The sequence below is a fragment of the Vibrio frigidus genome, from assembly GCF_042465995.1.
GTDB lineage: Bacteria > Pseudomonadota > Gammaproteobacteria > Enterobacterales > Vibrionaceae > Vibrio.
On record NZ_JBCDMC010000010.1, the window covers coordinates 73,929 to 97,892 of the forward strand.

Below are 23,964 nucleotides of genomic sequence, written 5' to 3' on the forward strand. Positions count from 1 at the left end.
TGTTAAAAAGTTAAGTTCGTTTTATTTCATGTTGTTTCCAAAGTTTGAATACGGCAGGGAGTACCAGTAGAGTAAGGGCGGTTGCTGATACCATTCCTCCAATCATTGGTGCGGCAATCCGTTGCATTACTTCAGAGCCAGTACCGGAACCATACATGATGGGTATTAGACCCATAATCACGGTAACTACTGTCATCATTACGGGCCGTACACGTAGACCAGCCCCTTCAATAATGGATTCCATTAGGTCTATAGTTGTAAGGTTCTCGTCATTTTCAGCACGTTCAAGTTTGCGGGAGTGCCACGCTTGATTGAGATAAACGAGCATAATTACACCTATTTCTACGGCAACACCTGATAGGGCGATAAAGCCAACGCCTACTGCGATTGAGAAATTGTAATTTAGGTAATGCATTAACCAAAGTCCTCCAACCATAGCCAATGGTAAAGTCCCCATTATCATCAATACTTCCCCCACTCTCTTAAAACTCAAATAAAGGAGCAACATTATGATTACAATCGTTATTGGTGTAACGACGCTTAACCTTGCTTTTGCTCGCTCCATATATTCATACTGCCCTGACCAAGCGAGAGAATAACCAGCAGGTAAGTTAAGTTGTTCATTAACGATTTTTTGCGCTTCAGCAACATAAGAACCTAAGTCTCTTCCTTCGATATCGACAAATACCCAGCCATTTGGTCGAGCATTTTCAGTTTTGATCATTGGAGGGCCATCTTCAAATCGTACATCTGCAACATCCGCTAATGCGATTCTAGCCCCATTAGGAGTGACCAAAGGAAGGCTTTGTAGTTTTTCAACAGAGTCTCTATAGGACTGAGGATATCGCACGTTAATTGGATAACGCTCTAACCCTTCCGTTGTTTCACCAACATTCATTCCACCAACCGCTGTAGAAACGACTTGTTGAATTTGCATGATGCTTAAACCATATCTAGCAGCTTGCTTACGATTAATATCTATAGTGACGTAACGGCCTCCAGCGACACGTTCAGCATAGACAGATGCGGTACCTGTGATGCTGTTTAATAATGGTTCTAAATCTGCTCCGATTTGTTCAATGACTTTTAATTCTGCTCCAGCTATTTTTATACCAATGGGTGTTTTGATACCTGTGGCTAACATGTCAATACGAGTTTTGATTGGCATCACCCAAGCATTTGTTAGCCCTGGGAATTGAATAAGACTATCAAATTCCTTTCGTAAGGATTCGTTTGTAACTCCTTCGCGCCACTCGTCTTTTGGTTTAAGTTGAATTACCGTTTCAACCATTGTTAATGGTGCTGGATCAGTCGCGCTATCTGCACGCCCAACTTTGCCCCAGACGGTATTAACTTCAGGTACAGTTTTAATTAGTTTGTTAGTTTGTTGTAAAAGTTCACGAGCTTTACCAATTGAAATACCAGGATAGGTAGTTGGCATATACATTAGATCGCCTTCATCCAATGGTGGAATGAATTCGCTACCCATTTTTGTAATTGGGATATAGGCAGATGACATTAATACAAGTGCGATTATTACCATTGTTTTTGGAAACTTAAGACTGATATTAAGTAATGGACGATAAAGCGAAATAAGCACTCTATTAATAGGGTTTTTATGTTCGGGTAAAATTTTACCTCTCACAAAATATCCCATTAAAACAGGAACTAATGTAATTGATAAGCCTGCTGATGCAGCCATTGCAAATGTTTTGGTAAAGGCTAACGGAGAGAACATTTTCCCCTCTTGACCTTCCAATGCAAATACAGGTACAAAACTGAGTGTAATAATTAACAATGAGAAAAATAGCGGTGGTCCGACTTCCTCAGCAGCTCGTCCAATTACTTGCCAACGGTTACTGTCGGTTAACGGGGTACGCTCAATATGCTTGTGAACATTCTCAATCATCACGATAGCCCCATCCACCATGGCTCCGATAGCAATAGCAATACCACCAAGCGACATGATATTAGCGTTGATACCTTGCGAGTGCATAACAATGAATGCTGATAAAATCCCAACGGGTAGACTCAATGCGATAACTAATGAAGACCGAATATGAAATAAAAATAACGCACATACTACAGCAACGACTAAAAATTCTTCTGCCAGTTTTTCCCAGAGATTTTTAACCGCGCTGTTAATTAGTGTCGATCGATCGTATGTAGCGACAACCTCTACACCATCAGGTAAGCTAGATTGAAGTTGTGTTAATTTATTTTTTACGTTGGCTATAACTTCGCTCGCATTTTCACCAAACCGCATGACAATAACACCTCCAACGGCTTCACCTTCACCATTGAACTCAGAAATACCTCGTCGCATCTGAGGACCTAAATTAATGTCCGCGATATCACCTAATAAAAGTGGGGTGCCAGTATTAGTTACTTTTAAAGGAAGGGACTTTATGTCCTCAATGCCGGTAAGATAACCTGTAGTTCTTACCATATGCTCAGCTTCGGCTATTTCGATAACTGAAGCCCCTGTTTCTTGGTTACCCATTTTAATAGCTTGGTTAACTTGTTGAAGGGTTAAGTCATAGGCTCGAAGTTTTGCTGGGTCAATTTGAACTTGATATTGTTTTACCATGCCACCTACAGTTGCTACTTCTGATACTCCATTAACCGTTTGTAATTCGTATTTTAGAAACCAGTCTTGAATACTTCTTAATTGTGCAAGATCATGTTGACCAGTTTTGTCTTGTAAGACATAGCTGTATACCCAACCCACACCCGTAGCGTCGGGTCCTAATGTGGGTTTTGCACTTGAAGGAAGATTGGGAGCTACTTGGCTTAAATATTCCAAAACGCGGGATCTTGCCCAGTACATATCTGTATCATCGTTAAATATGATATAAACATAGGAGTCCCCAAAAAAAGAGTATCCACGGACGGTTTCCGCACCCGGTACAGCTAGCATCGCTGTTGTCAGCGGATAAGTGACTTGATCTTCTACTACTTGTGGTGCCTGTCCTGGGTAACTGGTTTTAATAATGACCTGTACATCGGATAGGTCTGGTAGCGCATCTACTGGTGTGTTTTTTACACTGTATAAACCTGCAGAAACAAGAAGCACTGTAGCCACTAAAACTAAGAATCGATTATTGAGTGACCATCGAATAATAGCAGGGATCATATTTTTCCTCCTACTGTTTCTAATGATTTAAGTTTTGTTTCGCCAGCTGATTTGGTTACTAGAACACGAATTTTTTGTCCTTCAGAAAGTGATGTAAGGTTAATCTCGTCATTCACGGAAAAATTCATTTCTCCCGCTTCCCAACCCCAATCAGGAACTGCATCATGCTTAACTGTCAACATACCAAAATCTGCCATTAACATACTGATCTCACCGTCAAACCAAATTTCTTTTGTTATTGAGCTTTCAGCTGCTTTGAAATTCAAAATTTCATATTGTCCAGACTCGTTTTTTTGAATTTCAAATGTAATAGCTTGTCCTTTTTGTACTTCATTAATATCGATACCATCGGCCAATGTGAAATTCATGACCATTCCAGGCCATTGCCATTCATCGATGGGTTGATGACTTATTGTGACCATGCGGTGATCTACCATTACATTCGTAATTTCTCCTGAGGCCCAAACACTAGAAGAACTTACCTGCTCTGGTCCATCTATACGTGATAAGTCAGCACTTTGACTAGATTCTGAATCGAGCATGAACTGTGCTGATGTGACTACAGTGTCGTCTTTAGATAATCCAGCTAACACTTCAATTTTATCTTTTGCCTCACGGCCCACCTGTATTCTTTTTGAACGGTATTTACCGTCCCCTTCTGCTATTACTACGCGTGTCATGCCACCTGAACGGATTACAGACTCTCTAGGAATGGTTAGAACAGGAACTTCGGAGATGGCTTTTAGGGTGACGCTAGCAAACATATTTGGCTTAAGCGCTCGATTTTCATTAGCAAATTTTAATCGAACACGCAAGGTTCTAGTTTTAGCGTCTAGAATCGGGTAGATATAATCTACGGTGCCATGCCATTTTTTTCCTGGAAAGGAACTTAATGTCATTTCTGCTTGTACACCGACATTTACCCAATGAGAGTCCCGTTCGAATACTTCGGCATCGACCCAAACTTCATCAAGAGGTCCTGCACTTATAATTGTTTGAGATGGAGAAACATATCCACCTTCGCGAACTTTAAGTGATGCAATTACACCATCGGCCGGTGCCTTTATTGCTACGTTTTGGCTTGCTCGTCCTGCTTTAAGAATCTGACTAACCTGTTTTTTATCAATGCCGAGTGCATTTAAACGATCCGTAGCACCTCTAATTAGTGCTTTTCTGCCTGAGCGATACGCGTTTAGTAGCTCTTCTTGGGCTTTAACTAATTCATTAGAATATATGGTGAACAAGACGTCACCTTTTTTTACTGTCTCTCCTACCGCGTCAATGTTAAGTTTTTCTACCCATCCACTCACACGTATATTTGTTTGCCATAAGCGACTCTCATCAAAATTGACATAGCCAACAGTATCTATTTCAGGTTCTAACTTGTTAAAACTAGTTTTTGCAGTTTTCACTCCGAGATTATTCTCAACTGCCGGATTAATCTTTACCGTTCCTTTTTTATCATTACTTCTAGCTGAGTCTTCTTCGAAGACAGCAATCAGTTCCATTCCCATTGGTGATTTACCTGGAGAATCTCGCTTATAGTTAGGGTCCATTGGGGCGACCCAATACAAAGGTTTTTTTTCTGAAGAAGAGGAAATACTATCTGATGTCATACCTTGGTTACTCAATAGATATTGATTTCCAGCGAATCCTAAAACACCACCAATTAAGAGTGCAAGAGTTGCAATTGGTAAAGATTTCATTATTTATTTTCCTCTAAAGCATATGAAACATTTAGTTCAGTGACGTTTTGGTCGTATTGGTTAAGCGTGTAGGCGAGTTCATTCATCGTTTTATCTAAATCTGATTGAAGTTTTGCTTCTTCAATAGCAATTATTAGTTCATCTCTGACTGCCATTATTAGTTCGCTAAATTGAACGGTATTATTTTCATACCCTCGTTCTGTTGCTTTTGTGCGATTGTTCGCTTGTTTTAATAATACTTTTTGGTATCGCTCTATTCGTTCTCCCAAATTTTCCTTATCGGTGATCAGTGTGTTTACTTTCGCGTTCATTTGTACCAAAAGTAGGTCTTTCTGCGATTTTGCCGCGCCAACTTGATATTGAGCTGCGGCATACTGCCGATCCTGGCGTTTATCAGTAAATAGGGGAATATCCATTGTCAAGTAAGCACTAAGCAAATCAGGTGCTGGTTGCCCATTCATCTCATTTGCCTGACGATAGGCATAACCCATCTCAATACCGAATTGAGGAGCATAAGCTTCTTCAGTTATACGTACTTGAGTTTCTTTAGAGAGAATATTTTTATCGATGGCTAATACTTTTGGGTGCTTAGCCAACAAATCGTAAAAACGTGTTGTATGTTCAGGTAGTTGGTTTAGTCGGCTCCAGTAAGAATTGAGTTGTTCATTTATGGAGATATGTTCAACGTATTCTGAGTTAACCCATTCAGAAAGTTGGGTGTGAATACGCTGCTGCATTTGTTGATTTTTCTGAAGTTTTTCATCTAATTTACTGACCTGCAATTCTGCATACAGTAAATCTTGAGCTTCATTTCTTCCTAATGAATAATTTGTTTGGATAAAAGTTGTCATCTCTCGCATCAATTCACGCATTTCTATTGTCAATTCGTTAGCTCGAATTAAGTATTGAAGTTCAATCCATAGGCGAGTTATGTTTTTTGCAATATCAAGTTTTCGCACGTCTATTTGTTGTTCGGCAATTTGAGATTGTTGCTCATATCTTTGTTGAGAGAGTTCAAGCGTAGAACCTCTGCTAAATTGTTGTGCAAACCCAATAGAGATATTGGTCATCACGGATTCGTCAAATTGAAAACTGTCAACGGGGAGTCCGCCAACACCAAATTTAAGCTTTGGATCCATCAAGGTAGAACTTGCTACACCCGTTTCTTTTAGGGATAAAGCGTTTGAGTATAATTGAGAAACGCCATGATCTTGCAAAACAGCAAGTTCAATAATTTCGTCTAATGAATATTGCTTACCTTCATTGGCATATGAAGGCGCAATCAGTGCGCTTAATGCTAGCGCAATCGTGATGGGTTTTATGTTCACTTTTATTCCAATCGTTAATTGATGCAAATGAATAATTAGAGTTCAATTTGCAAATAAAACAGGTAGCACGAGAAATATCGTGCATAACGATGTGATGAAATTAGATCATCAGATAGGAATTAGGCGATCGGTGGTTTGTAAAGCGTATTAGAAATGGAGCTTATGCGTCTTGAGGCTTCTTTTGAAAAGAGAATGAGAGTAGATGGTTGGATATAGTTATATTTAGAGTCAGTCGTAATGGAAAAACCGCTGGCGACGCAACTAGTTGGACAACATTGATGGTCTGACGAATTACTGTCGGAGTCACAACAAGCTTGTTCAGGAATTTCAGTATTTTCTTGCAGGGGAGAGCAATGGTCATCAGTTAATTCTAAATGCATTGTCATTTCATTAGAAACAGCCATTTTAATTGGCATAAGAAGAGGGGTGCTAGAAACAACACTAGATAACAATAAAGCTGTTAGTGTGAGTAAAGCTAACCAAATTGTGCGCATATTATTTTGCATCACAAATCCAAACCCCAGTTGATGTTGTAGTTAATATCTATGTATTGATATAACTTGTTAATACATAGATATTGAAAATGAGATTACTTTTAATTAGAGAAAATCTTGTTGGCTAGACAATAATTATTTAAATGCACTCAGACCAAAGTTGTTTAGGTATTACTTCAAAGTCAGTTGTTACCCTTAAGAATAAATCAAAAATTGAATTGTTTAAACTTCGGCCATAGCTTGTCGATATAAAGTAAAAAAACTGGGCTGAAAAGTTCAGCCCAAACATAGGAACAATACAAAAAATGATATTAAAAATCTTATATCCGGCAGTGGAATTCATAAGAATATGGTTATTATAGTTATGAGAGCTGACCTGTCACTGACAGTAGAATGACAAGATTGTAATGTAAGAAATTGATGCAATTTATTAACATAGAATTGAGTCGCTTATGGTTTCTGAACACTCCAATGTCTAGCTAAAAAGAGTATATAAGGAGTATATCAAATCGGTGGCTATTCAGACATCAGTTGAAAATTGAGGATACAACACCTACTGTATATGCTTATAAATATGATTAAGGCGGTAATATGATAAAGAGTGTGTAGTATTGATAACATTTTAATCTTGGAAACTAAATGAAATTTTTTATTCTTTTAGGGGGCTTTTCTGATGGGTTTTAGTGGTATAGAAAAAATAAACTACGTCGATTTATACCAACTCTGTTTCCTCATGAGAGCATATGGACTGGTTTTGGCTTAGCTGATACCAACAATTCACGCATAGAAGAAGTGCGTTATGGGTTTGACCCTATTGTTTATAGGAACCTCATATTAAAAACCAACTTGACTCAGAAGCAATTTCAAATGTATACGGGTATACGACTTAGTACGCTTAGAAGGCGACTAAAAAATAATGAGCGGTTCAGCACTAGAGAGAGTGATGCAATTTATAGGCTTATTGTATTGGTAATATTGGCGGAAAAGTTAATAGGTGATGAAGAGAAGGCTCTCAAATGGATCCAAACCAGAGTATATGGGTTAGGTGGAAAAAAGCCACTTGAGATGTTAATGACAACTGTAGATTTCGATGTATTAAAAGATCTTATTGGGCGCATAAAGCATGGCGTCATTTCATAACGAAGGCGTTTAGAACTCCGAATCAGCATTGTTCCGTTATGAGTTGGGAATGGTCAAATATGGTTATGATTTGGCTCACTTTAGTTGGCGAAAACCTACATTTTAAGATCAAGATTTATTGTTTACTGGGAATATCAAAAGAAAGTGTTTAAGCTTTTACTCAGAGTTTAAATAGGGCAGACCTTGTTATTCTATCGGCTGGCGTAACTCGCCTTTGGGTATTTGTGTGTCCGCGAGGTCGCTAATTTAGATAATCATGATTAATGGTAATATGGCAAACCTCTATCTTTACGGCCAAATCCAGCGTACCGCTACAGTGGCAATTAGTTGAGAAATTTTGCATGAAATAGGGACTATTAATTCTAAAAAGTGAAAAGATACTTAGAAGGTCATATGACCGACCATCATTATGCTCTTTCCATCGCTAATGCTGCAATTTAGTTCGGTACTAGTCACAGCAGCCCAAAGTCGCTGGAACAACAATCTATGCATTCTTTCGATAGCACTTTGATCTTATTTTCTAAAGTTAGCTTTCTTATGTCATTTCTTGAAGCGTAATGAATGTTATGGCGTTTTTGGAGGTGCTTAGCAAGTTTTTGATAATCATTGAAGCATTGCGAAGCTAGTGTTCGATGATTGTGGAAGTACTTTATGGATAGATTTGCAGGGCATCTGAAGTCGTAGCAACGTTGACAGTTTTTCGAACTTTCGTATATATATATATTTTCTAATATATCTTTTTTGTTTAATACCCCACAATAAACATGGTGTTTTACTGCGAACTCACTCCAAAACATCATAAAGGGCTCAAATCTAGTTGCAAACAATGCGATGATAACTTTAATTAGTACATAATCCCTAAAAACATGGTTCCTGTTGATTGGCTTCATTGAAGTTGGAGAAGAATAATGAGCTGCTCGAGCGACCGCGGTTGGGAAGTCATACTTATCAGAAATTAACCACTTTTTTATGTTCTTTTTTAAGCAACTTGAGATCTGTAAGAAATTACCATTTTGGTCCGGCAGCAAATGTGACGATATATTCGAATAGTAAGGGTGCTTAACGTCCCAAGTGATACTTTTAGGATTATAGTACAGTTCACAATAACTAGCTTTAGGAAGAATACCTTTAAATATTTGCTTTAGATCTTGTATTGATTGAAATTTTGTATGGCAGGAGATGTAAATTAGTGCTTCTCGGTGAACATTACAAAAATTACCATACTCAAGTTGCCAATCGCTTTTGAAGTAGCCATAACCATTTTTGACAATAGAATCTTTTATACAGTGGATGCAGTATTTTATAGGTAGATTGTATGTTCTTTTATGATTAGCCTTCCTTTTATTGATTAATTTATCAATAATGGACATGTAACTAGTAGGGTCATCAAATAGTCCAAGTTTTTTGTTTGCCCAACCACAATTTTGCATTAGATCAACGATCTGTTGATCGTGCAAGCTGAGAAAGTAATGTCTTACACTCTTATTGAGTTGCAGTGATGAAGCCCATTCACCTTTTTTATTAATTACGTCGGATAGATGCTCTACACCATAGATAGCGCATAATCTAAAGATAAAGCTGTGGATAGTTTCGTCAGGTTGAGGGAGAAGAGGACTAGTCATATTTAAATTTGTCTTTGAACAAGTGAGACACATTGGTCATTAGGCTATTGGCAAACTTAATTTACAATAATTTAGTATATTGGCAAAATTTATTTTACTTACACAAATGCATCGAAGGCGACCTTTCGACCCGTATTCTTTATGAATGTATAAAGAATACGGGTAATCAACCGATAAAACTCATTTATCTTCGTTGTGAATTAAGGATTTCATCATTAACCCAATGAAGTAACTGCTTAATCGCTTTAGATAATATTTGATTTTGTCTCACGACATATCCAAGGCTGGTGGTGGGAAAATTTGGTAAGGACGTCACCTTAGACAGCAGATTTTCCTTTGTTGATATAGCAAACTCTGGAATAATGGCCACACCAAATCCAGCCTCCGCCCAATCTATTTGCGCATCAACACTACCTACTTCCATCACTCGATAACTAGGAAGGTTCAGTTTAGGCAGCGCTTCGTCAATTAAGTCCCGAGTACGTGTATCATGACCAAGTAATATTAGGGTTAGTTCTTCCTGTTGTTTTATATCTTGTTGCTTTGACTCTTCCTGATTTTCATCTCGCATCCAAAGCTCAAAGCTATCACCCAGAGCACACCATTTAATCTGTTGTAGCTCAGTAAAATGCAATGGTTGGCTTTCTTTTTGAGAAATCACAAAACCAATATCCGCGACTGCATTTTTCACTAATTCTGAGGCTTGCGAAGACGTGGTATTAAATACAGTAAAGTCAATGCCTGGGAACTGAGCCTTAAACAGTTGAAATGGTTCAATCAGTAATAATCGAGAGATAATATCACTGGCAGCAATGGTTAATGTACCTCGGTTGAACTCATTAAGGGCATTAAGATCGGCTTGGCAGATCTGTAATTCTAGTAAGGTTCTTTGGCTGCTCTCTAACAATCGCATTCCAGCTTGAGTCAGGCGAAATGGGCTTCTCTCAATCAGCTTCACACAGGTAGTTTGTTCAAGTTGCTTTAGGTGCAAACTGACATTGGGTTGTGTCATATGAAGTGCAATTGCGGCCTTACCAAAGTGTTTATACTCAGCTAATGTGACAAACGTTTTTAACCAATGGATATCCAGCATCTTCGTTTCCCTAACCTTCGTGATCTTAATGGCAAGTTATATGAAATTCTTATCAAGATAATAATTATAATTTATTTCTCTTATCGTATCGACAGGAATAGCATAGTCTCTCAATCAATTAGGAGAAATACTATGCCATCTGTTGTTGTTGTTGGTGCCAATTGGGGTGATGAAGGCAAGGGCCGAATCGTCGATTTTTTAGCCTCTGATGCTTCTGCAAGCATTCGTTTTCAAGGTGGGAATAATGCGGGTCACACTGTAGTAAATGACTTCGGTATGTTTAAACTACACCAATTACCAAGTGGTATATTTAATCCTGATTGTATTGCCGTTCTTGGTCCCGGTATGGTAATAAGCCCTAGCGCCCTTAGTGAAGAAATTGCGGAAGTAAAAGCAAAAGGTGTTGATGTAAAACTTTGTATTTCTGATCGTGCAACATTATGTTTACCCTTGCATGCTCTTGAGGATACCTTGGAAGAACAACGTTTAGGCGACGCGGCTTATGGTTCAACTCGGCAAGGTATTGCGCCTGCTTATGGTGATCGCGTTATGAAAAAAGGCATATTGGTTGGCTGGTTAAATCAACCTGAAGTATTAGAGCAGCGTATTCAATTTATGCTCGACTGGAAAATGCCACAGCTTAAAGCGCTCTATCCGAATTGTGATTTCACTCAAACCGCAGCAGAAATGACGACGTGGTTGCTTGAAGTAACGAAGGTTTGGCGTCCGTTTATTTGTAACGTGACTCTGCCACTTAAAGCGCTTCAAAAGCAAGATGCGAATCTGCTGTTTGAAGCTCAATTGGGAGCTGGTCGCGATTTAGTTTATGGCGAATATCCTTGGACGACGTCATCTAATGTAACCGCAGCCTACGCAGGTATTGGCAGTGGTTTACCTGCACTTCACCCTGAGCGCGTTATTGCTGTCGCTAAATCCTTTAGTTCATCCGTGGGAACGGGCACTTTAGTCACGGCGATGGATGAACAAGACAACTTCCGCGAAAGCGCTAATGAGTACGGAGCCGTGACGGGTCGTCCACGTGATATGGGCTATTTTGATGCTGTGGCAACCCGCAACGGTGTTGAACTACAAGCTGCGACAGAAGTGGCATTAACCAAAATTGATTGCCTTTCAGGTATGAAGGATCTCAAAATATGTGTTGCTTATGCTGGTGAACATACCGAGAACCCAATATGGCCACAAACTGCGGCTTTAACACCTGTATATGAGAATATGGCCGGATGGAGTGAAGATATTACCGGTTGTCGTACTTTTGAAAGTTTACCTCAAGCTGCGCAAGATTACGTTACTCGCATAGAGGAACTCATGGAGGTGCCTGTTAATATGGTATCAGTAGGGCCAGAGCGTGAACAAATGATTATTCGCGCTTAATCTACGATTATATCGCGAACTAAAAAGTCAAAAAAAGCCAAGCGTTCATGCTTGGCTTTTTATTCTCTAATGTCTACTCCGCTTAATACCAATGTACTTGTATTGTTTTTAACTTCTTGGATGAACTTGTCCCTAATAGGATTTGGTCTTTCGATGTCCCACAATAGCCCTACATCCCATTTCACATTTAACCCTGATAAAGGAATAAATCGGATTTGTGCCTGACTAATACGTGCAGCACTTGCTGGAACAACAGCGTATCCGAGGCGGGCTGAAACCAGAGCAAGCAGGGTAAGAATATGATCGGTTTCTTGCACTAGATGTGGCTTTTGTTGTACCTCAAGAAAGTACGTGTCAATTTGTCTGTTTATTGTCGGATTTTTGCTGCGGCTTAGGCCCAGATAATTCAATTGTTGGAGCGAAGACCATAAATTTTGTTCGTCAATAATGTCACTACAATTTACTGCAATAGCTAATTGATCAGAAAATAAAGGGAATGAAGCCAGCGACGATTCTATAGGAAGTCTATCAAAGCCAAGTTGTATATTACCTGACAATAATTCATCGATTTGGTTGTGTGAGGGCATATCGTTGAGCGTTACATGCACATCAGGGCACAGTTGTTTAAACATGGCAATATATCTTGGCGCTTCATGGTAAGTGGAAATACCAAAAGCGATGTCTAAATGCCCATAAGTTCCTTCCGCGACGAAATTAGATAGCGTTTGAAATGATTCGAAAGTTCTAATCATTCGCCAAGCTTCAGGCAACAATATTTGCCCAATTTGTGTTAGTTCTGCACCGTGCCGGCCTCGCTCGAACAGTACAACTTTTAATTGTTTTTCCAATCTCTTAATTTTTTTTGTTAGCGCAGATTGCGTAACACAAAGGTGTTCTGATGCGACACGGTAGTTTCTATCGTGAGCTAGCTGACAAAAAGCGTGAAGTTGATCTACATCCATTCTTCTAAGGACTTAAAAGGGGAATTTTTATCATTATACGTAATGAATGATCATTTTTATACTTATCTTGTGGACTATGGTTCTCTGGACTTACCTTCTTGATCTCACTTTTACGAAATGACGGATGGATTTCTCTATATGTTGAATGAATACAGTATCCAAGCACTCGGCTTTTTAGCATTTGGTATCAACCTCTTCGCGGTATCAACGGTAAGCGATAATCGAATGCGAGCGTTAATATGCTTGTCATGTCTTACTTTTTCTGTGCATTACACCTTGATGGGGGCATTTGTTGCAGGGCTAAATCTGTTTGTGAACTCTATACGAGCGTTCGTGTCCTTGAAGTTTAAAGGAGTAAAACTGTTTTTTATATTCCTTGTGATTCAAATCTCTATGAGTGTTTATTTCTACACAGAACCTCGGGACATTCTCCCCGCCGTCGCTTCCTCACTCAGTTGTTATGCATTGTTTTGCGCAGAAGGAATGCGAATGAGGATTGCATTCTTGTTCTGCACCCTTTTGTGGATGATAAATGCATTTATTGTTGGTTCATATGGTGGGTTATTGAATGATATTTTTAATGCGATGGTATTGTGCATTACTATTATCAGGTTGTATCGTAGTCGCGAATTACAGGCATCGTCTTAGAGGTAGTATTTATTATTTCCGAACGGATATATCTATGTATTTAAAGCGAAAAAGCACCAATCTATAAGCGGGTCTTCGCTCTAATTTTAGGGTTACTATTTGCTATTATACAAAGACGAATCTATTTTGATCACGACTTTGTTTATAGGTAGTCCCCCTGACTTAGACACCATTGGGCGGTGCCATTCTCCTGGATAAAAAACGACAAACTCCCCCTCATTAAGTGTTACAGATTGTTCGTTATTTACGCTTTCGACAAATTCCACGTCATTGTCAAACTTTTTCCCGTCCATAAAAGCACTCGTAGCTGGCTTTATTGCATAGGTAAGCGTTTCTTGTCCTGCGAGAACTAAATGTACATCAATATATGATCGATGTATTTCGATCTGTGAATCTTCTAGTGCCCTATCGTTATCTTGTACCTTAACAACAAAAAAACGGTCCTCATCGATTTTGGTCACACCGAGTTCTAAGCTTGATAGTTCGAGCTTTAATGCACGAGAAATAAATTGATGAATGAGGCTATTGTTGTCTAATGAGTGTATGTCAGAGCAGTGCATAGTAAACCTTTTATATAAGATAAATATTAATTATGTAGCTGGGCAAAATTCTAGAATCTTGCCATTATTAACTAAATAACAGTCCATCCCTGCGGCAATCGCAGCTTGTTTGCCTATCTTTGTATCTTCAAAGACAACACACTGATTTGCAGGTGTGTTGAGTTGTTGAGCGACGGAGAGAAAAGTGTCAGGAGAGGGCTTGTGGTTAACCACTTCATCAGAGGTAACTAATACTTCTACCATGGTTAGAATATCCGTCGTATCCAATATTTCTTGGGCATGTTTGCGTTGTGCACCTGTGCCTATTCCAATTTTTTTCGTGAGGTAATTATCTTTTAGTATTTGATAAATTCCGGGAATAGTATCGCCTTTAAACGCAATAGATTCGAAGTTGGAAATTTTATCCTGAGTGATCAAATCTGCGTTTAGTTCCAAATTGTAACGATTAATAATTTCAATCGTTACTTTTCTCGTTGGCATCCCCCCGAGTTGATTTAACCACTCTTTCTCATAAGGGATATCAAACGTTGTACACGTTTTTTCCCAAGCAGCAGCGTGCGCTATCATCGAGTTAATTAAGGTTCCATCTAAGTCAAAGATAATGCATTTATATTTGTCTAAATTCATATAAATAATTTTAATACGTGTGCGATAGCGGGAAGTGTACATTTTTTATGCGTCATTTTGCCACCTAATATTTCTGAAAAGAAAGCATTTCTTTTTTCTATCTACCTATCGAATCTCGTTAAATATGCACTCTCATTTAAGTATTTTTAGCCAAACGATGATCGTGAATATACTGGCAAGAAAATGAATTTACAATCTATTAACAAATGAATTATTCAGTGATCCTCGTCTAATAATCATCAAATCAACTTAACCTTACATTTAAATATCGAACTTAGATCCCATTTTTTGGCTTTTTTGGCTGTTTGTTTAAAAATCAGTAACTTAGGTTTTACAGTGTGTCATTCGTCATAAAATTCCAATGACAATAGTGACAAAATTCGGAATCTGAACCATTATATATTCCGCATTACGGAATTCATCGGAGTAAAAAATTATGCCATTGGTAACAACTGAAAAGCTTCAAGAAGAATATGAAAGAATTTTATTAGCTCGCGATATGAAGCCTGAAATGGCAACGAAGCTTGCTGCAGGTTTTGTCGAGATGGCAAACGAAGGTACTTACTCTCACGGTATTAACCGTTTTCCTGTGTTTATAGATCAGGTAGATAAAGGCCAAATTAAATTAAATGAAGTACCTGAGTGTGTGAACAGCATGGGCGCTTTAGAGCAGTGGGACTGTAATTTTGGACCGGGTGTTTTAAACGGCCTTATTTGTTCAGAAAGAGCAATGGAGCTTGCACGTGAGTTCGGTATTGGTATGGTCGGAATGCGTAATTCTAACCACTGGATGCGTGGCGGTGCTTATGTTCTAAAAATGGCTCGTGAAGGTTTTGCAGGCATTGCTTCGACCAACTCAATTGCAGTAATGCCAGCATGGGGTGGTAAAGACCACCGTGTAGGTTCAAACCCATTAATTATGGCTATCGCTGGTGACCCACCTGTTCTTGTGGATTGCTCAATGAGTCAGTATTCGTATGGTCAGCTACAAAATTATGTATTAGCAGACAAGCAGTTACCTGTAGTTGGCGGTTTTGACGACAATGGTGAATTGACAACTGACCCTCATGTTTTGTGGGAAAATAAGCGTTTGCTACCAATGGGGTTCTGGAAAGGATCGTCTATGGCAATCGTACTGGATATGATGTTGACGGCGATTACGGGCGGTAACTCGGTTCCTGCATTGACGGAAGATATGGGCGGAGAATTTGGTGTTTCTCAATTTTTGATCGCTATCGACCTGAGTAGAACCATGGACAAAGGACGATATGCTCAAGAAATGAAACGTATTAGAGATTATGTCTTAGCTTCTGAGCCTGCAGAAACGGGTTCAGTAATGATTGCTGGTTCTGAGATTCAAAGTTTCATTGATAAGCATGAACAAGCGGGTGGCATAGAAATACATGATGAGATTTGGAATCAAATTACGTCATTGTAATTTAAGTAAAGTAGGAGAACTTTATGCAAAATAATATGCTAAAAGTATTTATGTGGCTCTGGAAAAGCATCGATATCTTGATGGCTGTCATTTTGGCATTCATGGTCGTACTTGTCTTTGTTAATGTGGTATTACGCTATGGATTTTCTTCTGGTCTGCGTCCTTCTGTCGAACTCTCTCGATTAGGTTTGGTTTGGGTGGTAATGCTTGGTGCTGCAGTTGTACTGCGTCGAGGGGATCACTTAGCTGTTGCTGAGTTTTCTGAAAAATTACTTCCTAGAGCCGTTCCATTTTTAAGACGTATATGTTGGGTAATTATTACCGTATCGGTCGGCATGCTCTACATCGGTTCTTATCGACAAATGATGTCGAACTGGTCTGATATTTCACCATTAACGGGTCTTCCTTCATCATTGTTTTATATGGCTGGTGTTGTGTCGGGGCTATTGATGGGAGTGATTGCGGTGGTTCGTATTATTAACCCAAATTGGCTACTAGATAACGTAGACATGGAGAAACAGTAATGACTCTCGCGATATTCTTATCGGTATTAATTATTTCAATCCTATTAGGGCTACCTGTGGCATTTGCGCTGCTGTTGTCTTCAATGGCTTTGATGCTGCATATGGATTTCTTTAGTGCTGATATTCTTGCGCAATCTTTAATCAATGGTGTGGACAGCTTTACGCTCTTGGCCATTCCATTCTTCCTGATTGCTGGTGAGGTGATGTCATCTGGTGGACTGTCTACCCGTATCGTTCGCTTAGCCACAACCTATGTTGGGCACCGTCAAGGCGGCCTTGGATATGTTGCCATTTTGACATCAGTACTCTTGGCGGGTTTGTCTGGGTCTGCCGTTGCAGATGCCGCGGCGTTAGTTAGTATTCTTTATCCAATGATGAAGGCGGCTAAATACCCAGAAGCATCGTCAATGGGTCTGCTGGCATCCGGCGGTATTATCGCTCCGGTTATTCCACCTTCAATTCCATTGATTTTGGTTGGTGTAGCGGGTGGCATCTCTATCAAAAACTTGTTCCTTGGCGGTATTGTTCCTGGCTTGCTAATGGGCATGACGTTGATGTTCGTATGGAGAATGACCGTTCGTAAAGAGAATTTGGAAGTCTCAGAACGTGCAACGAAGGCTGAGAAACGTGCTGCGCTTAAAGATGGCATTTGGGCATTGTTTTTACCCGTTATCATCATTTTCGGTATTCGTCTTGGCATCTTTACGCCGACGGAAGCTGCGGTTGTTGCGGCGGTATACGCTATCGTTATATCTACGTTTATTTATCGTGAACTTACATTAAAAAGTTTCTACAAAATCTTATTGAATGCTGGCCGCTCTACCGCGATGGTTATGTTCCTCGTTGGTTGTGCAATGGTGGCAGCATGGTTGATTACGGTTGCTCAGCTTCCTCAGCAATTAGCCGAGATGTTAGGGCCACTGGTTGACAGTCCACGCTTGTTGATGGCCGTTATCATGTTATTGGTGTTATGTGTTGGTATGGTTATGGATTTGAGTCCAACAATCTTAATCTTAGTCCCGCTGTTAATGCCGATTGTCAAAATGGCAGGTATTGACCCAACGTATTTCGGTCTGATGTTTGTTATTAACTGTTCGATTGGGCTAATTACGCCTCCAGTAGGCACTGTTCTTAACGTGGTATGCGGCGTTGCTCGTGTACCTATGTCTACAGCAGTAAAAGGTGTTTTACCGTTTATTGCTGCATATATGATGCTTTTAACACTGTTTGTAATATTCCCAAGCATTATTACTGTGCCAATGTCTTTTGTCATTGGTTAACCCTCTAAGGAGAGAAAAATGAAGTCATTATTTAAAGTCGTAGGAATTGCATCGGCGGTCGCATTTAGCTCAACAGCTATGGCACAAACAACATTAAAGTTAGTGCACGCGGCTCCTGAATCAGATCTTCAACAAGACATGTCTTTGTTCTTTAAGAAAGAAGTTGAAGCTCGTTCAAATGGCGAAATTAAAATCAACATCTACCCACAGGGTCAGCTTGGCAATGACAAGCAGATGATTGACGGTTCACGTTCTGGCATCCTAGATATCGCGATGGTTGGGCTTAATAACTATTCTGGGCTACTACCAGAATCATCCGCTTTTACTTTACCTTTTATGTTCCCAAATCGTGAAACGGCTTACAAAGTACTTGATGGTGCTCCAGGACAAGAAATTCTACAAAAAATGGAGAAATTTGGCCTGAAAGGACTTGGTTACCCAGAAAACGGTTACCGCAACATGACGAACAACGACAAGCCAATCCGCGTTCCTGCAGATGTTGAAGGCCTGCAAATGCGAGTCAATGGTTCAAAAGCACTGAATGATATGTTTAAAGAGTTAGGTGCTAACCCGTTACAACTTCCTATTGCTGAACTTTATACAGCATTGGAAACGGGTGTTGTTGATTCTCAAGACCACCCAATTGGCGTGACTTTGTCATTTAAGTTCTACGAAGTACAAAAGTACTTGAGCTTAACTCAGCATGCTTACTCACCTCTTGTTCTTACTATGAATCTTAAAAAATTCGATAAGTTAAGTGCTGATGAGCAAAGCATTATTACTGATGTAGCTGCAGAAGCAGTTGCGATGCAACGTGAGCTTAGCATCGAGAAAGAAGACAAGATGATTGCTGAGCTAGAAGCTGGCGGTATGGAAGTTAACCGTGATGTAGATGGTGCTGCATTCCAAAAGGCTATCGCGCCTGTATGGAAAGCATTCATTGAAGTAAACGGTGATGAAATGGTTAAGAAAATAGCAGCAGCAGCAAAATAAGCTGTCGCTAAATTGACATGTTGCTTGGCTGAAAAGCGAGGCAATATGTCTCTTCCTAACCTTTATTAACACCTCCATTTCACTAAAAAATTCGGTAAAAATATTATGTACCAACAATTAAAAGAGCGTGTATTAGCGGCAAACCTTCAACTGCCCAAATATGGCCTTGTTACTTTCACTTGGGGTAATGTATCTGAAATTGATAGAGACAAGGGTGTTATTGCCATTAAGCCATCTGGTGTTGAATATGATGTCATGACGGTTGACGACATTGTAATTGTTGATTTAGATGGTCATCGTGTTGAAGGAAAACTTAATCCATCGAGTGATACGGCAACTCATATTGAGTTGTATAAAGCATTTACGTCCATTGGTGGAATTGTACACACCCATTCGCGCAATGCGACAGTTTGGGCGCAAGCAGGTTTGGATATACCCGCATTAGGTACGACTCACGCAGACTACTTTTACGGTGACGTTCCTTGTACTCGTCAACTTACGAGTGAAGAAATCCATGTTGATTATGAAAAAAATACTGGTTTGGTGATAATAGAAGAATTTCAGAAGCGCAACATCGATTCAAAAGCGATGCCAGGTGCGATAATCGCAGGCCATGCTCCATTTACATGGGGGAAAGATGGTTTTGATGCGGTGCATAATGCTGTGGTAATGGAAGAAGTGGCAGCAATGGCAACCGCTACTCGTGCACTGAATGCGGATATAAAAATTAATCCTGAATTATTGGATAAGCACTATAACCGTAAGCACGGAAAAAATTCGTATTATGGTCAGAAATAAGGTGTAGAAATATGCACAAATTATTGGCATTGGATCTCGACGGGACAGTACTCAACTCGCAACACAAAATCAGTCCTGTATTAGTCGAGACAATCAAAAATATCTCTCAGAAAGTCCCCGTCATTATTGTAACTGGACGACATCATGTTGCCGCTCAGCCTTATTATAGAGAGCTGGGTCTGCGTACGCCGATAATTTGTTGTAATGGTACCTATATGTTTGATTACGCGACTGACAGCGTAATTAGTGAAAACGCAATAAACAAAAATATTGCAGCTGACTTCATCTCAATATCAGATAAACATGATTTGAAAATGGTGATGTATGTACGAGATGCGATGTTGTATTCGAATAAAAGGCCCATTGCTTATATGGAAACATTATCGCAATGGGCACAGTCTTTCCCTGAAGGTTCTCAACCAAATATTCGTCGAGTAGATAATTTTTTCGATGAGTTAGGTGCAACAGATTTCGTTTGGAAATTTGTTGTCGAGGGAGGCGATATTGATGTTTTCTCGAATATCGAATTTGTAAAAACGAATTTTAATGGAGAGCGCTCTTGGGTTGACCGAGTTGATTTCTCCGCGGCTGGTAACAGCAAAGGTAATGCTTTGTCTGGTTATGCGAAACAGCTTGGCGTGTCTTTAGATGAGTGCGTAGCGGTAGGAGACAATCATAACGATATCTCAATGCTAAAGTTAGTGGGGCTTGGTATCGCGATGCAGAATGCCGACCAAACAGTAAAAGCGTCTGCGACGTTAGTGACTGAAAAGTCCCATGATGATGAGTTGGGATTATCAACACTTTTAGAAAGCCTATTTTTGTAGAGAATAATTATGTTAGTTGGAAATACACAAAAAAACTTACTTACCAAAACTTACCCTTTGGCGGTGCAAGATATTCTTCAATATTTAAATAGTCTTGACCAATCTTCATTAGAATTAGGGCGTCATGAATTGCCAAACTATGACCCTAAACAAGTGTGGTTTGTGGTTCTTGAGTATGAAAAAGAACCCATCTCTTGTTTTAAGCCAGAGGTCCACAAGTATCACTCTGACCTTCAGATTATATTGCAGGGTTCTGAGACGATGGCATGGTCATTAGATACTGGTCATCATGTCAATGCAGAAGAATATAATAAAGACCGCGATCTCCAATTTTATCAATTTGAAAATATAAAACTCAATTATATCGATGCATTACCGGGTTGTTTCTATTTGTTTACTCCTAATATCGTTCATATCACCAACATCCATGATGGGAACTCGCAACCCGTTCGAAAACTTGTCGTTAAAATCCATAATGATCTATTGGGAGCTTGTGAATGAATTTTTATATAGGAATAGACTCTGGCGGCACCTTTATGAAAGCGGCATTATTTGACGCTAAAGGTGTACAACATGGATTAGCAAGAGTGTCAGCCAAGGTGATTAATGATCGACAAGGCTGGGTTGAGAGAGATCTTGATGCACTATGGGAAAACGCGGTATCAGTTATAAAGCAACTTCTTGCAAGCACTCACGTTGACGTAAGTTTGATCAAAGGTATTAGTATTTCGGCGCAAGGGAAAGGTGCGTATTTACTTGATAAGTCTGGAGACAATTTAGGTTATGGCATTATGTCATCGGATTCTCGTTCTCTGCCTATCGTTAAACAATGGTTGGAGCAAGGTTTAGCTCAAGAAACCTACCCCATTACATTGCAGACATTATGGACTGGACACCCTGTCTCTATTATTCGTTGGATTAAAGAAAACGACGCGGAGCGTTATGCAAACATTGGTTCAATTATGATGGCGCATGACTACCTACGTTACCGGCTTACGGGCGAAATTGGTGCTGAGATCACCAATATGTCAGAAAGTAATTTTTTCAATTCTGTCAAAGGTTGTTACGACAGGGATCTGCTCAAAAAATTCGGTATTGAGGAAGTTTGGGAAGCGCTTCCTCCCATTGTTAATCCTCAACAACAAGCCGGTATGGTGACCAAGAAAGTAGCGGATGAAACCGGTTTAGCGGCAGGTACAGCAGTGTTTGGCGGGCTATTTGACGTGGTTTCAACGGCAATTTGTTCCGGTATTAACTCTTCAGTGGATACGCTTAACTATGTCATGGGTACGTGGTCAGTGACCTCTGGGATTACCAAAGAAGTCACCAAAGAAGAACACAATTTTGTTTATGGTCATTATGCAGTAGATGGTGAATACATCATCCATGAAGCAAGTCCAACTTCTGCTGGTAACTATGAATGGTTTGCCGATTATTTAGGCGAAGATGGTCAACTAAATCATGTCGAGAATCAATCTCTGGTAGAAGGGTTACAACCGGCTGATAGCAGTATTTACTTTGTCCCATTTTTATATGGGTCAAATCAAGGGTTAGGGCTTAAATCTGGTTTCTATGGTTTGCAGTCCCACCATACCAAAGGCCACCTGATACAAGCTATTTGGGAAGGAATATTATTCTGCCATAACATTCATTTAGAGCGCATGCGAATACGCTTTCCAAAAGCGGAAATATTGAAAGTAACCGGTGGACCAGCATCAAGTCCTGTTTGGATGCAAATGTTAGCGGACCTAACCGGAATGACAGTAGAGATATCAGATGTAGATGAAACAGGTTCACTTGGTGCGGCAATGGTTGCCATGGTAGGTGCTGGTGAGTTTGATTCTGTGGATGAGTGTGGGCAAACGTTAGCGGTCGCATCTTCTCGTGTTTATCCTAATAAAGAGAACTACGAGAGTTATCAAAATAAATACAAAAATTATCAGCGCTTGGTTCAACTATTTAAGCAATTTGAGGAAGAGATGAATGTCTAAACCATTATTGCAGATGGCACTTGATGCCACTGACATTGAAACAGCACTTGCCTCTGTAGAGTTGGTGGCGGATAAGCTGGATGTGATTGAAATCGGAACCATTTTAGCCTTTGCTCATGGTGTAGATAGCGTTCGAATTATAAGAGAGAAATACCCTAATCATATTATCGTCTGTGATATGAAGATAACCGATGCAAGCGCGATATTGTCACGACTAGCAATGGAAGCGGGTGCTAATTGGGTTACGGTTAGTGCCGCAGCGCATATTGAAACTATCCGCGCGGCAAAAAAAGTAACCGATGAATTTAATGGTGAAGTTCAGATTGAACTCTATGGTCACTGGACCATGGAAGACGCCAAAAGTTGGGTTGCTATGGGCATAACGCAGGCCATCTATCATCGCTCACGAGATGCTGAACTCGCAGGAGTGAATTGGACCAATGAAGATCTGAATAAGATGCAAGAATTGTCTGATATAGGCATTGAACTCTCTATCACTGGTGGTATTGTGCCAGAAGATCTGCATTTATTTAAAGATTTGTCCGCCAAGTCATTTATAGCTGGTAGAGCTCTAGCGGGTGAAAACGGGAAAAAAATAGCAGAGTATTTTCATAATGAAATTGAAAAACACTGGTAAAAAATATGAGTGAACAAATTAAATCCTTATCCAAGGCACTAACGGTTTTAGAATTTTTGGGTGGTTTCCCAAACGGTATTTCATTACAAAAAATCTCAGAAGGAACAGGTTTTAATAAATCGTCTACCCATCGAATTTTGGCGACATTTGAAGCGTCTGGGTATGTGGCTCAGTTGAACTCGGGTAAAGAATATCGATTAACGATGAAGCTTGTCCATTTAGGGCATACTGCAATAAATTCGGATGTGACTGGCGCAGTAAAACCTTACTTAGGTGAATTGTTGGACGATGTTAATGAGACGGTTAATTTCTTGTCGTTTGATTCTGACAATATTATCTTCAAGGATAAATTTGAGCCTGCTGATGCTTCGTTTCGAACCCGTACTTATGTTGGATTACATTCACCAATGTATTGTTCAGCAGCGGGCAAGTGCTATTTAGCATTCTGCTCTGATCTTGCTAGAGAAGCGTACTGGCAGAGAAACGTCAGCACGATGAAGCCACTGACAGAAAATACAATTTTAGATAAAAAGCATTTCTTAGACGTTCTAGACGAAATCAGAGAACGTGGATATGCATTAGATGATGAAGAAAATGAAGCAGGAATTTCATGTGTAGCGGTTCCTGTCTTTGATAAAAATAAGGCTCCGGTATACGCGGTTAGTGTCTCTTCTTTAACGCCAAAAATGAAGCAAGTTGGATATGAATTGTTGGCAGAAAAAATTCAGAGCATCACTAAGCGTATTGAGCAGCAACTCTTTTAAGGAT

22 protein-coding genes are annotated in these 23,964 nt (G+C 39.7%); 13 read left to right on the forward strand and 9 right to left on the reverse strand.

What is annotated here, in order from left to right:
- Window positions 1-10: 10 nt before the first annotated feature.
- The 4 genes from AACW90_RS17265 to AACW90_RS17280 all read right to left on the reverse strand — a co-directional run bounded on the left by AACW90_RS17265 (window position 11) and on the right by AACW90_RS17280 (window position 6,676).
- Window positions 11-3,136, reverse strand: a complete 3,126-nt coding sequence (locus tag AACW90_RS17265; RefSeq protein WP_390236897.1) for an efflux RND transporter permease subunit — start codon at window positions 3,134-3,136, stop codon at window positions 11-13.
- A complete protein-coding gene (locus AACW90_RS17270; protein WP_390236899.1) occupies window positions 3,133-4,842 on the reverse strand; it encodes an efflux RND transporter periplasmic adaptor subunit in 1,710 nt (569 codons plus the stop codon). The genes AACW90_RS17265 and AACW90_RS17270 overlap by 4 nt, the downstream gene beginning before the upstream one ends.
- Window positions 4,842-6,164, reverse strand: a complete 1,323-nt coding sequence (locus AACW90_RS17275; RefSeq protein WP_390237066.1) for a TolC family protein — start codon at window positions 6,162-6,164, stop codon at window positions 4,842-4,844. The genes AACW90_RS17270 and AACW90_RS17275 overlap by 1 nt, the downstream gene beginning before the upstream one ends.
- 125 nt (window positions 6,165-6,289) lie before the next feature.
- Entirely contained in the window at window positions 6,290-6,676 is a 387-nt protein-coding gene (locus tag AACW90_RS17280; protein ID WP_390236901.1) for a hypothetical protein, read from the reverse strand.
- A 780-nt stretch (window positions 6,677-7,456) separates the two neighbouring features.
- Between AACW90_RS17280 and AACW90_RS17285 the strand changes: the two genes are divergently transcribed.
- The gene (locus tag AACW90_RS17285; protein ID WP_390236903.1) at window positions 7,457-7,804 is read left to right on the forward strand and encodes an Xre family toxin-antitoxin system antitoxin; all 348 of its coding nucleotides are present in this window, start codon (window positions 7,457-7,459) and stop codon (window positions 7,802-7,804) included.
- Between the two features lie 452 nt (window positions 7,805-8,256).
- Here AACW90_RS17285 and AACW90_RS17290 read toward each other — a convergent pair whose 3' ends face one another.
- Window positions 8,257-9,426 (reverse strand): TniQ family protein, encoded by a 1,170-nt coding sequence (locus tag AACW90_RS17290; protein ID WP_390236905.1) that lies wholly within the window; start codon window positions 9,424-9,426, stop codon window positions 8,257-8,259.
- Between the two features lie 184 nt (window positions 9,427-9,610).
- The gene (locus AACW90_RS17295) at window positions 9,611-10,519 is read right to left on the reverse strand and encodes a LysR family transcriptional regulator (RefSeq protein WP_390236907.1); all 909 of its coding nucleotides are present in this window, start codon (window positions 10,517-10,519) and stop codon (window positions 9,611-9,613) included.
- A 132-nt stretch (window positions 10,520-10,651) separates the two neighbouring features.
- On the opposite strand from AACW90_RS17295, the gene AACW90_RS17300 reads away from it, so the two are divergent.
- Window positions 10,652-11,911, forward strand: coding sequence for an adenylosuccinate synthase (locus tag AACW90_RS17300; RefSeq protein WP_390236909.1), 1,260 nt, complete (start codon window positions 10,652-10,654; stop codon window positions 11,909-11,911).
- Between the two features lie 59 nt (window positions 11,912-11,970).
- Here the strand turns inward: AACW90_RS17300 and AACW90_RS17305 are convergent, their stop codons facing one another.
- Window positions 11,971-12,873 carry a LysR family transcriptional regulator gene (locus AACW90_RS17305; RefSeq protein ID WP_390236911.1) on the reverse strand — a complete coding sequence of 301 codons (903 nt, stop codon included), beginning with the start codon at window positions 12,871-12,873 and terminating at the stop codon, window positions 11,971-11,973.
- 138 nt (window positions 12,874-13,011) lie between these two features.
- Between AACW90_RS17305 and AACW90_RS17310 the strand changes: the two genes are divergently transcribed.
- Complete coding sequence (locus AACW90_RS17310; RefSeq protein ID WP_390236912.1) at window positions 13,012-13,521, forward strand: YgjV family protein; 510 nt, start codon at window positions 13,012-13,014, stop codon at window positions 13,519-13,521.
- 95 nt (window positions 13,522-13,616) lie between these two features.
- On the opposite strand, the gene AACW90_RS17315 is transcribed toward AACW90_RS17310, so the two are convergent.
- A complete protein-coding gene (locus AACW90_RS17315; protein WP_390236913.1) occupies window positions 13,617-14,081 on the reverse strand; it encodes a NanQ anomerase/TabA/YiaL family protein in 465 nt (154 codons plus the stop codon).
- Between the two features lie 30 nt (window positions 14,082-14,111).
- On the reverse strand, window positions 14,112-14,708 hold the full coding sequence (locus AACW90_RS17320; RefSeq protein ID WP_390236915.1) for an HAD-IA family hydrolase: 597 nt from the start codon (window positions 14,706-14,708) through the stop codon (window positions 14,112-14,114).
- A gap of 436 nt (window positions 14,709-15,144) precedes the next feature.
- Here AACW90_RS17320 and yiaK point away from each other — a divergent pair, with 436 nt between their 5' ends.
- From yiaK to AACW90_RS17370, 10 genes are all read left to right on the forward strand, one after another.
- Window positions 15,145-16,146, forward strand: a complete 1,002-nt coding sequence (yiaK, locus tag AACW90_RS17325; protein WP_390236917.1) for a 3-dehydro-L-gulonate 2-dehydrogenase — start codon at window positions 15,145-15,147, stop codon at window positions 16,144-16,146.
- 23 nt (window positions 16,147-16,169) lie between these two features.
- Entirely contained in the window at window positions 16,170-16,670 is a 501-nt protein-coding gene (locus tag AACW90_RS17330) for a TRAP transporter small permease (RefSeq protein WP_390236919.1), read from the forward strand.
- Window positions 16,670-17,950 (forward strand): TRAP transporter large permease subunit, encoded by a 1,281-nt coding sequence (locus AACW90_RS17335; protein ID WP_195704810.1) that lies wholly within the window; start codon window positions 16,670-16,672, stop codon window positions 17,948-17,950. The genes AACW90_RS17330 and AACW90_RS17335 overlap by 1 nt, the downstream gene beginning before the upstream one ends.
- A gap of 18 nt (window positions 17,951-17,968) precedes the next feature.
- Window positions 17,969-18,943: a TRAP transporter substrate-binding protein gene (locus tag AACW90_RS17340; protein ID WP_390236922.1), complete on the forward strand. Its 975-nt coding sequence runs from the start codon at window positions 17,969-17,971 to the stop codon at window positions 18,941-18,943.
- Between the two features lie 105 nt (window positions 18,944-19,048).
- Window positions 19,049-19,741 (forward strand): L-ribulose-5-phosphate 4-epimerase, encoded by a 693-nt coding sequence (locus AACW90_RS17345; RefSeq protein ID WP_390236924.1) that lies wholly within the window; start codon window positions 19,049-19,051, stop codon window positions 19,739-19,741.
- An 11-nt stretch (window positions 19,742-19,752) separates the two neighbouring features.
- Window positions 19,753-20,568 (forward strand): Cof-type HAD-IIB family hydrolase, encoded by an 816-nt coding sequence (locus tag AACW90_RS17350; RefSeq protein ID WP_390236926.1) that lies wholly within the window; start codon window positions 19,753-19,755, stop codon window positions 20,566-20,568.
- Window positions 20,569-20,577: 9 nt separating this feature from the next.
- Entirely contained in the window at window positions 20,578-21,069 is a 492-nt protein-coding gene (locus tag AACW90_RS17355; protein ID WP_390236928.1) for a NanQ anomerase/TabA/YiaL family protein, read from the forward strand.
- Window positions 21,066-22,559: an FGGY-family carbohydrate kinase gene (locus AACW90_RS17360; protein WP_390236930.1), complete on the forward strand. Its 1,494-nt coding sequence runs from the start codon at window positions 21,066-21,068 to the stop codon at window positions 22,557-22,559. Before AACW90_RS17355 ends, AACW90_RS17360 begins: the two co-directional genes overlap by 4 nt.
- On the forward strand, window positions 22,552-23,196 hold the full coding sequence (locus tag AACW90_RS17365) for a 3-keto-L-gulonate-6-phosphate decarboxylase UlaD (RefSeq protein WP_390236932.1): 645 nt from the start codon (window positions 22,552-22,554) through the stop codon (window positions 23,194-23,196). The genes AACW90_RS17360 and AACW90_RS17365 overlap by 8 nt, the downstream gene beginning before the upstream one ends.
- 5 nt (window positions 23,197-23,201) lie before the next feature.
- Entirely contained in the window at window positions 23,202-23,960 is a 759-nt protein-coding gene (locus AACW90_RS17370; RefSeq protein ID WP_390236934.1) for an IclR family transcriptional regulator, read from the forward strand.
- The last annotated feature ends 4 nt before the right edge of the window (window positions 23,961-23,964 follow it).

Excerpts from the sequence above, each read along its gene's own strand:
- AACW90_RS17345 (WP_390236924.1), top strand. The coding sequence starts at position 19,049 with ATGTACCAACAATTAAAAGAGCGTGTATTAGCGGCAAACCTTCAACTG.
- AACW90_RS17370 (WP_390236934.1), top strand. The coding sequence starts at position 23,202 with ATGAGTGAACAAATTAAATCCTTATCCAAGGCACTAACGGTTTTAGAA.
- AACW90_RS17360 (WP_390236930.1), top strand. The coding sequence starts at position 21,066 with ATGAATTTTTATATAGGAATAGACTCTGGCGGCACCTTTATGAAAGCG.
- AACW90_RS17340 (WP_390236922.1), top strand. The coding sequence starts at position 17,969 with ATGAAGTCATTATTTAAAGTCGTAGGAATTGCATCGGCGGTCGCATTT.
- AACW90_RS17300 (WP_390236909.1), top strand. The coding sequence starts at position 10,652 with ATGCCATCTGTTGTTGTTGTTGGTGCCAATTGGGGTGATGAAGGCAAG.
- AACW90_RS17270 (WP_390236899.1), bottom strand. The coding sequence starts at position 4,842 with ATGAAATCTTTACCAATTGCAACTCTTGCACTCTTAATTGGTGGTGTT.
- AACW90_RS17310 (WP_390236912.1), top strand. The coding sequence starts at position 13,012 with ATGTTGAATGAATACAGTATCCAAGCACTCGGCTTTTTAGCATTTGGT.
- AACW90_RS17350 (WP_390236926.1), top strand. The coding sequence starts at position 19,753 with ATGCACAAATTATTGGCATTGGATCTCGACGGGACAGTACTCAACTCG.
- yiaK (WP_390236917.1), top strand. The coding sequence starts at position 15,145 with ATGCCATTGGTAACAACTGAAAAGCTTCAAGAAGAATATGAAAGAATT.
- AACW90_RS17290 (WP_390236905.1), bottom strand. The coding sequence starts at position 9,426 with ATGACTAGTCCTCTTCTCCCTCAACCTGACGAAACTATCCACAGCTTT.
- AACW90_RS17355 (WP_390236928.1), top strand. The coding sequence starts at position 20,578 with ATGTTAGTTGGAAATACACAAAAAAACTTACTTACCAAAACTTACCCT.
- AACW90_RS17295 (WP_390236907.1), bottom strand. The coding sequence starts at position 10,519 with ATGCTGGATATCCATTGGTTAAAAACGTTTGTCACATTAGCTGAGTAT.
- AACW90_RS17320 (WP_390236915.1), bottom strand. The coding sequence starts at position 14,708 with ATGAATTTAGACAAATATAAATGCATTATCTTTGACTTAGATGGAACC.
- AACW90_RS17330 (WP_390236919.1), top strand. The coding sequence starts at position 16,170 with ATGCAAAATAATATGCTAAAAGTATTTATGTGGCTCTGGAAAAGCATC.
- AACW90_RS17335 (WP_195704810.1), top strand. The coding sequence starts at position 16,670 with ATGACTCTCGCGATATTCTTATCGGTATTAATTATTTCAATCCTATTA.
- AACW90_RS17265 (WP_390236897.1), bottom strand. The coding sequence starts at position 3,136 with ATGATCCCTGCTATTATTCGATGGTCACTCAATAATCGATTCTTAGTT.
- AACW90_RS17305 (WP_390236911.1), bottom strand. The coding sequence starts at position 12,873 with ATGGATGTAGATCAACTTCACGCTTTTTGTCAGCTAGCTCACGATAGA.
- AACW90_RS17365 (WP_390236932.1), top strand. The coding sequence starts at position 22,552 with ATGTCTAAACCATTATTGCAGATGGCACTTGATGCCACTGACATTGAA.
- AACW90_RS17315 (WP_390236913.1), bottom strand. The coding sequence starts at position 14,081 with ATGCACTGCTCTGACATACACTCATTAGACAACAATAGCCTCATTCAT.
- AACW90_RS17280 (WP_390236901.1), bottom strand. The coding sequence starts at position 6,676 with ATGCAAAATAATATGCGCACAATTTGGTTAGCTTTACTCACACTAACA.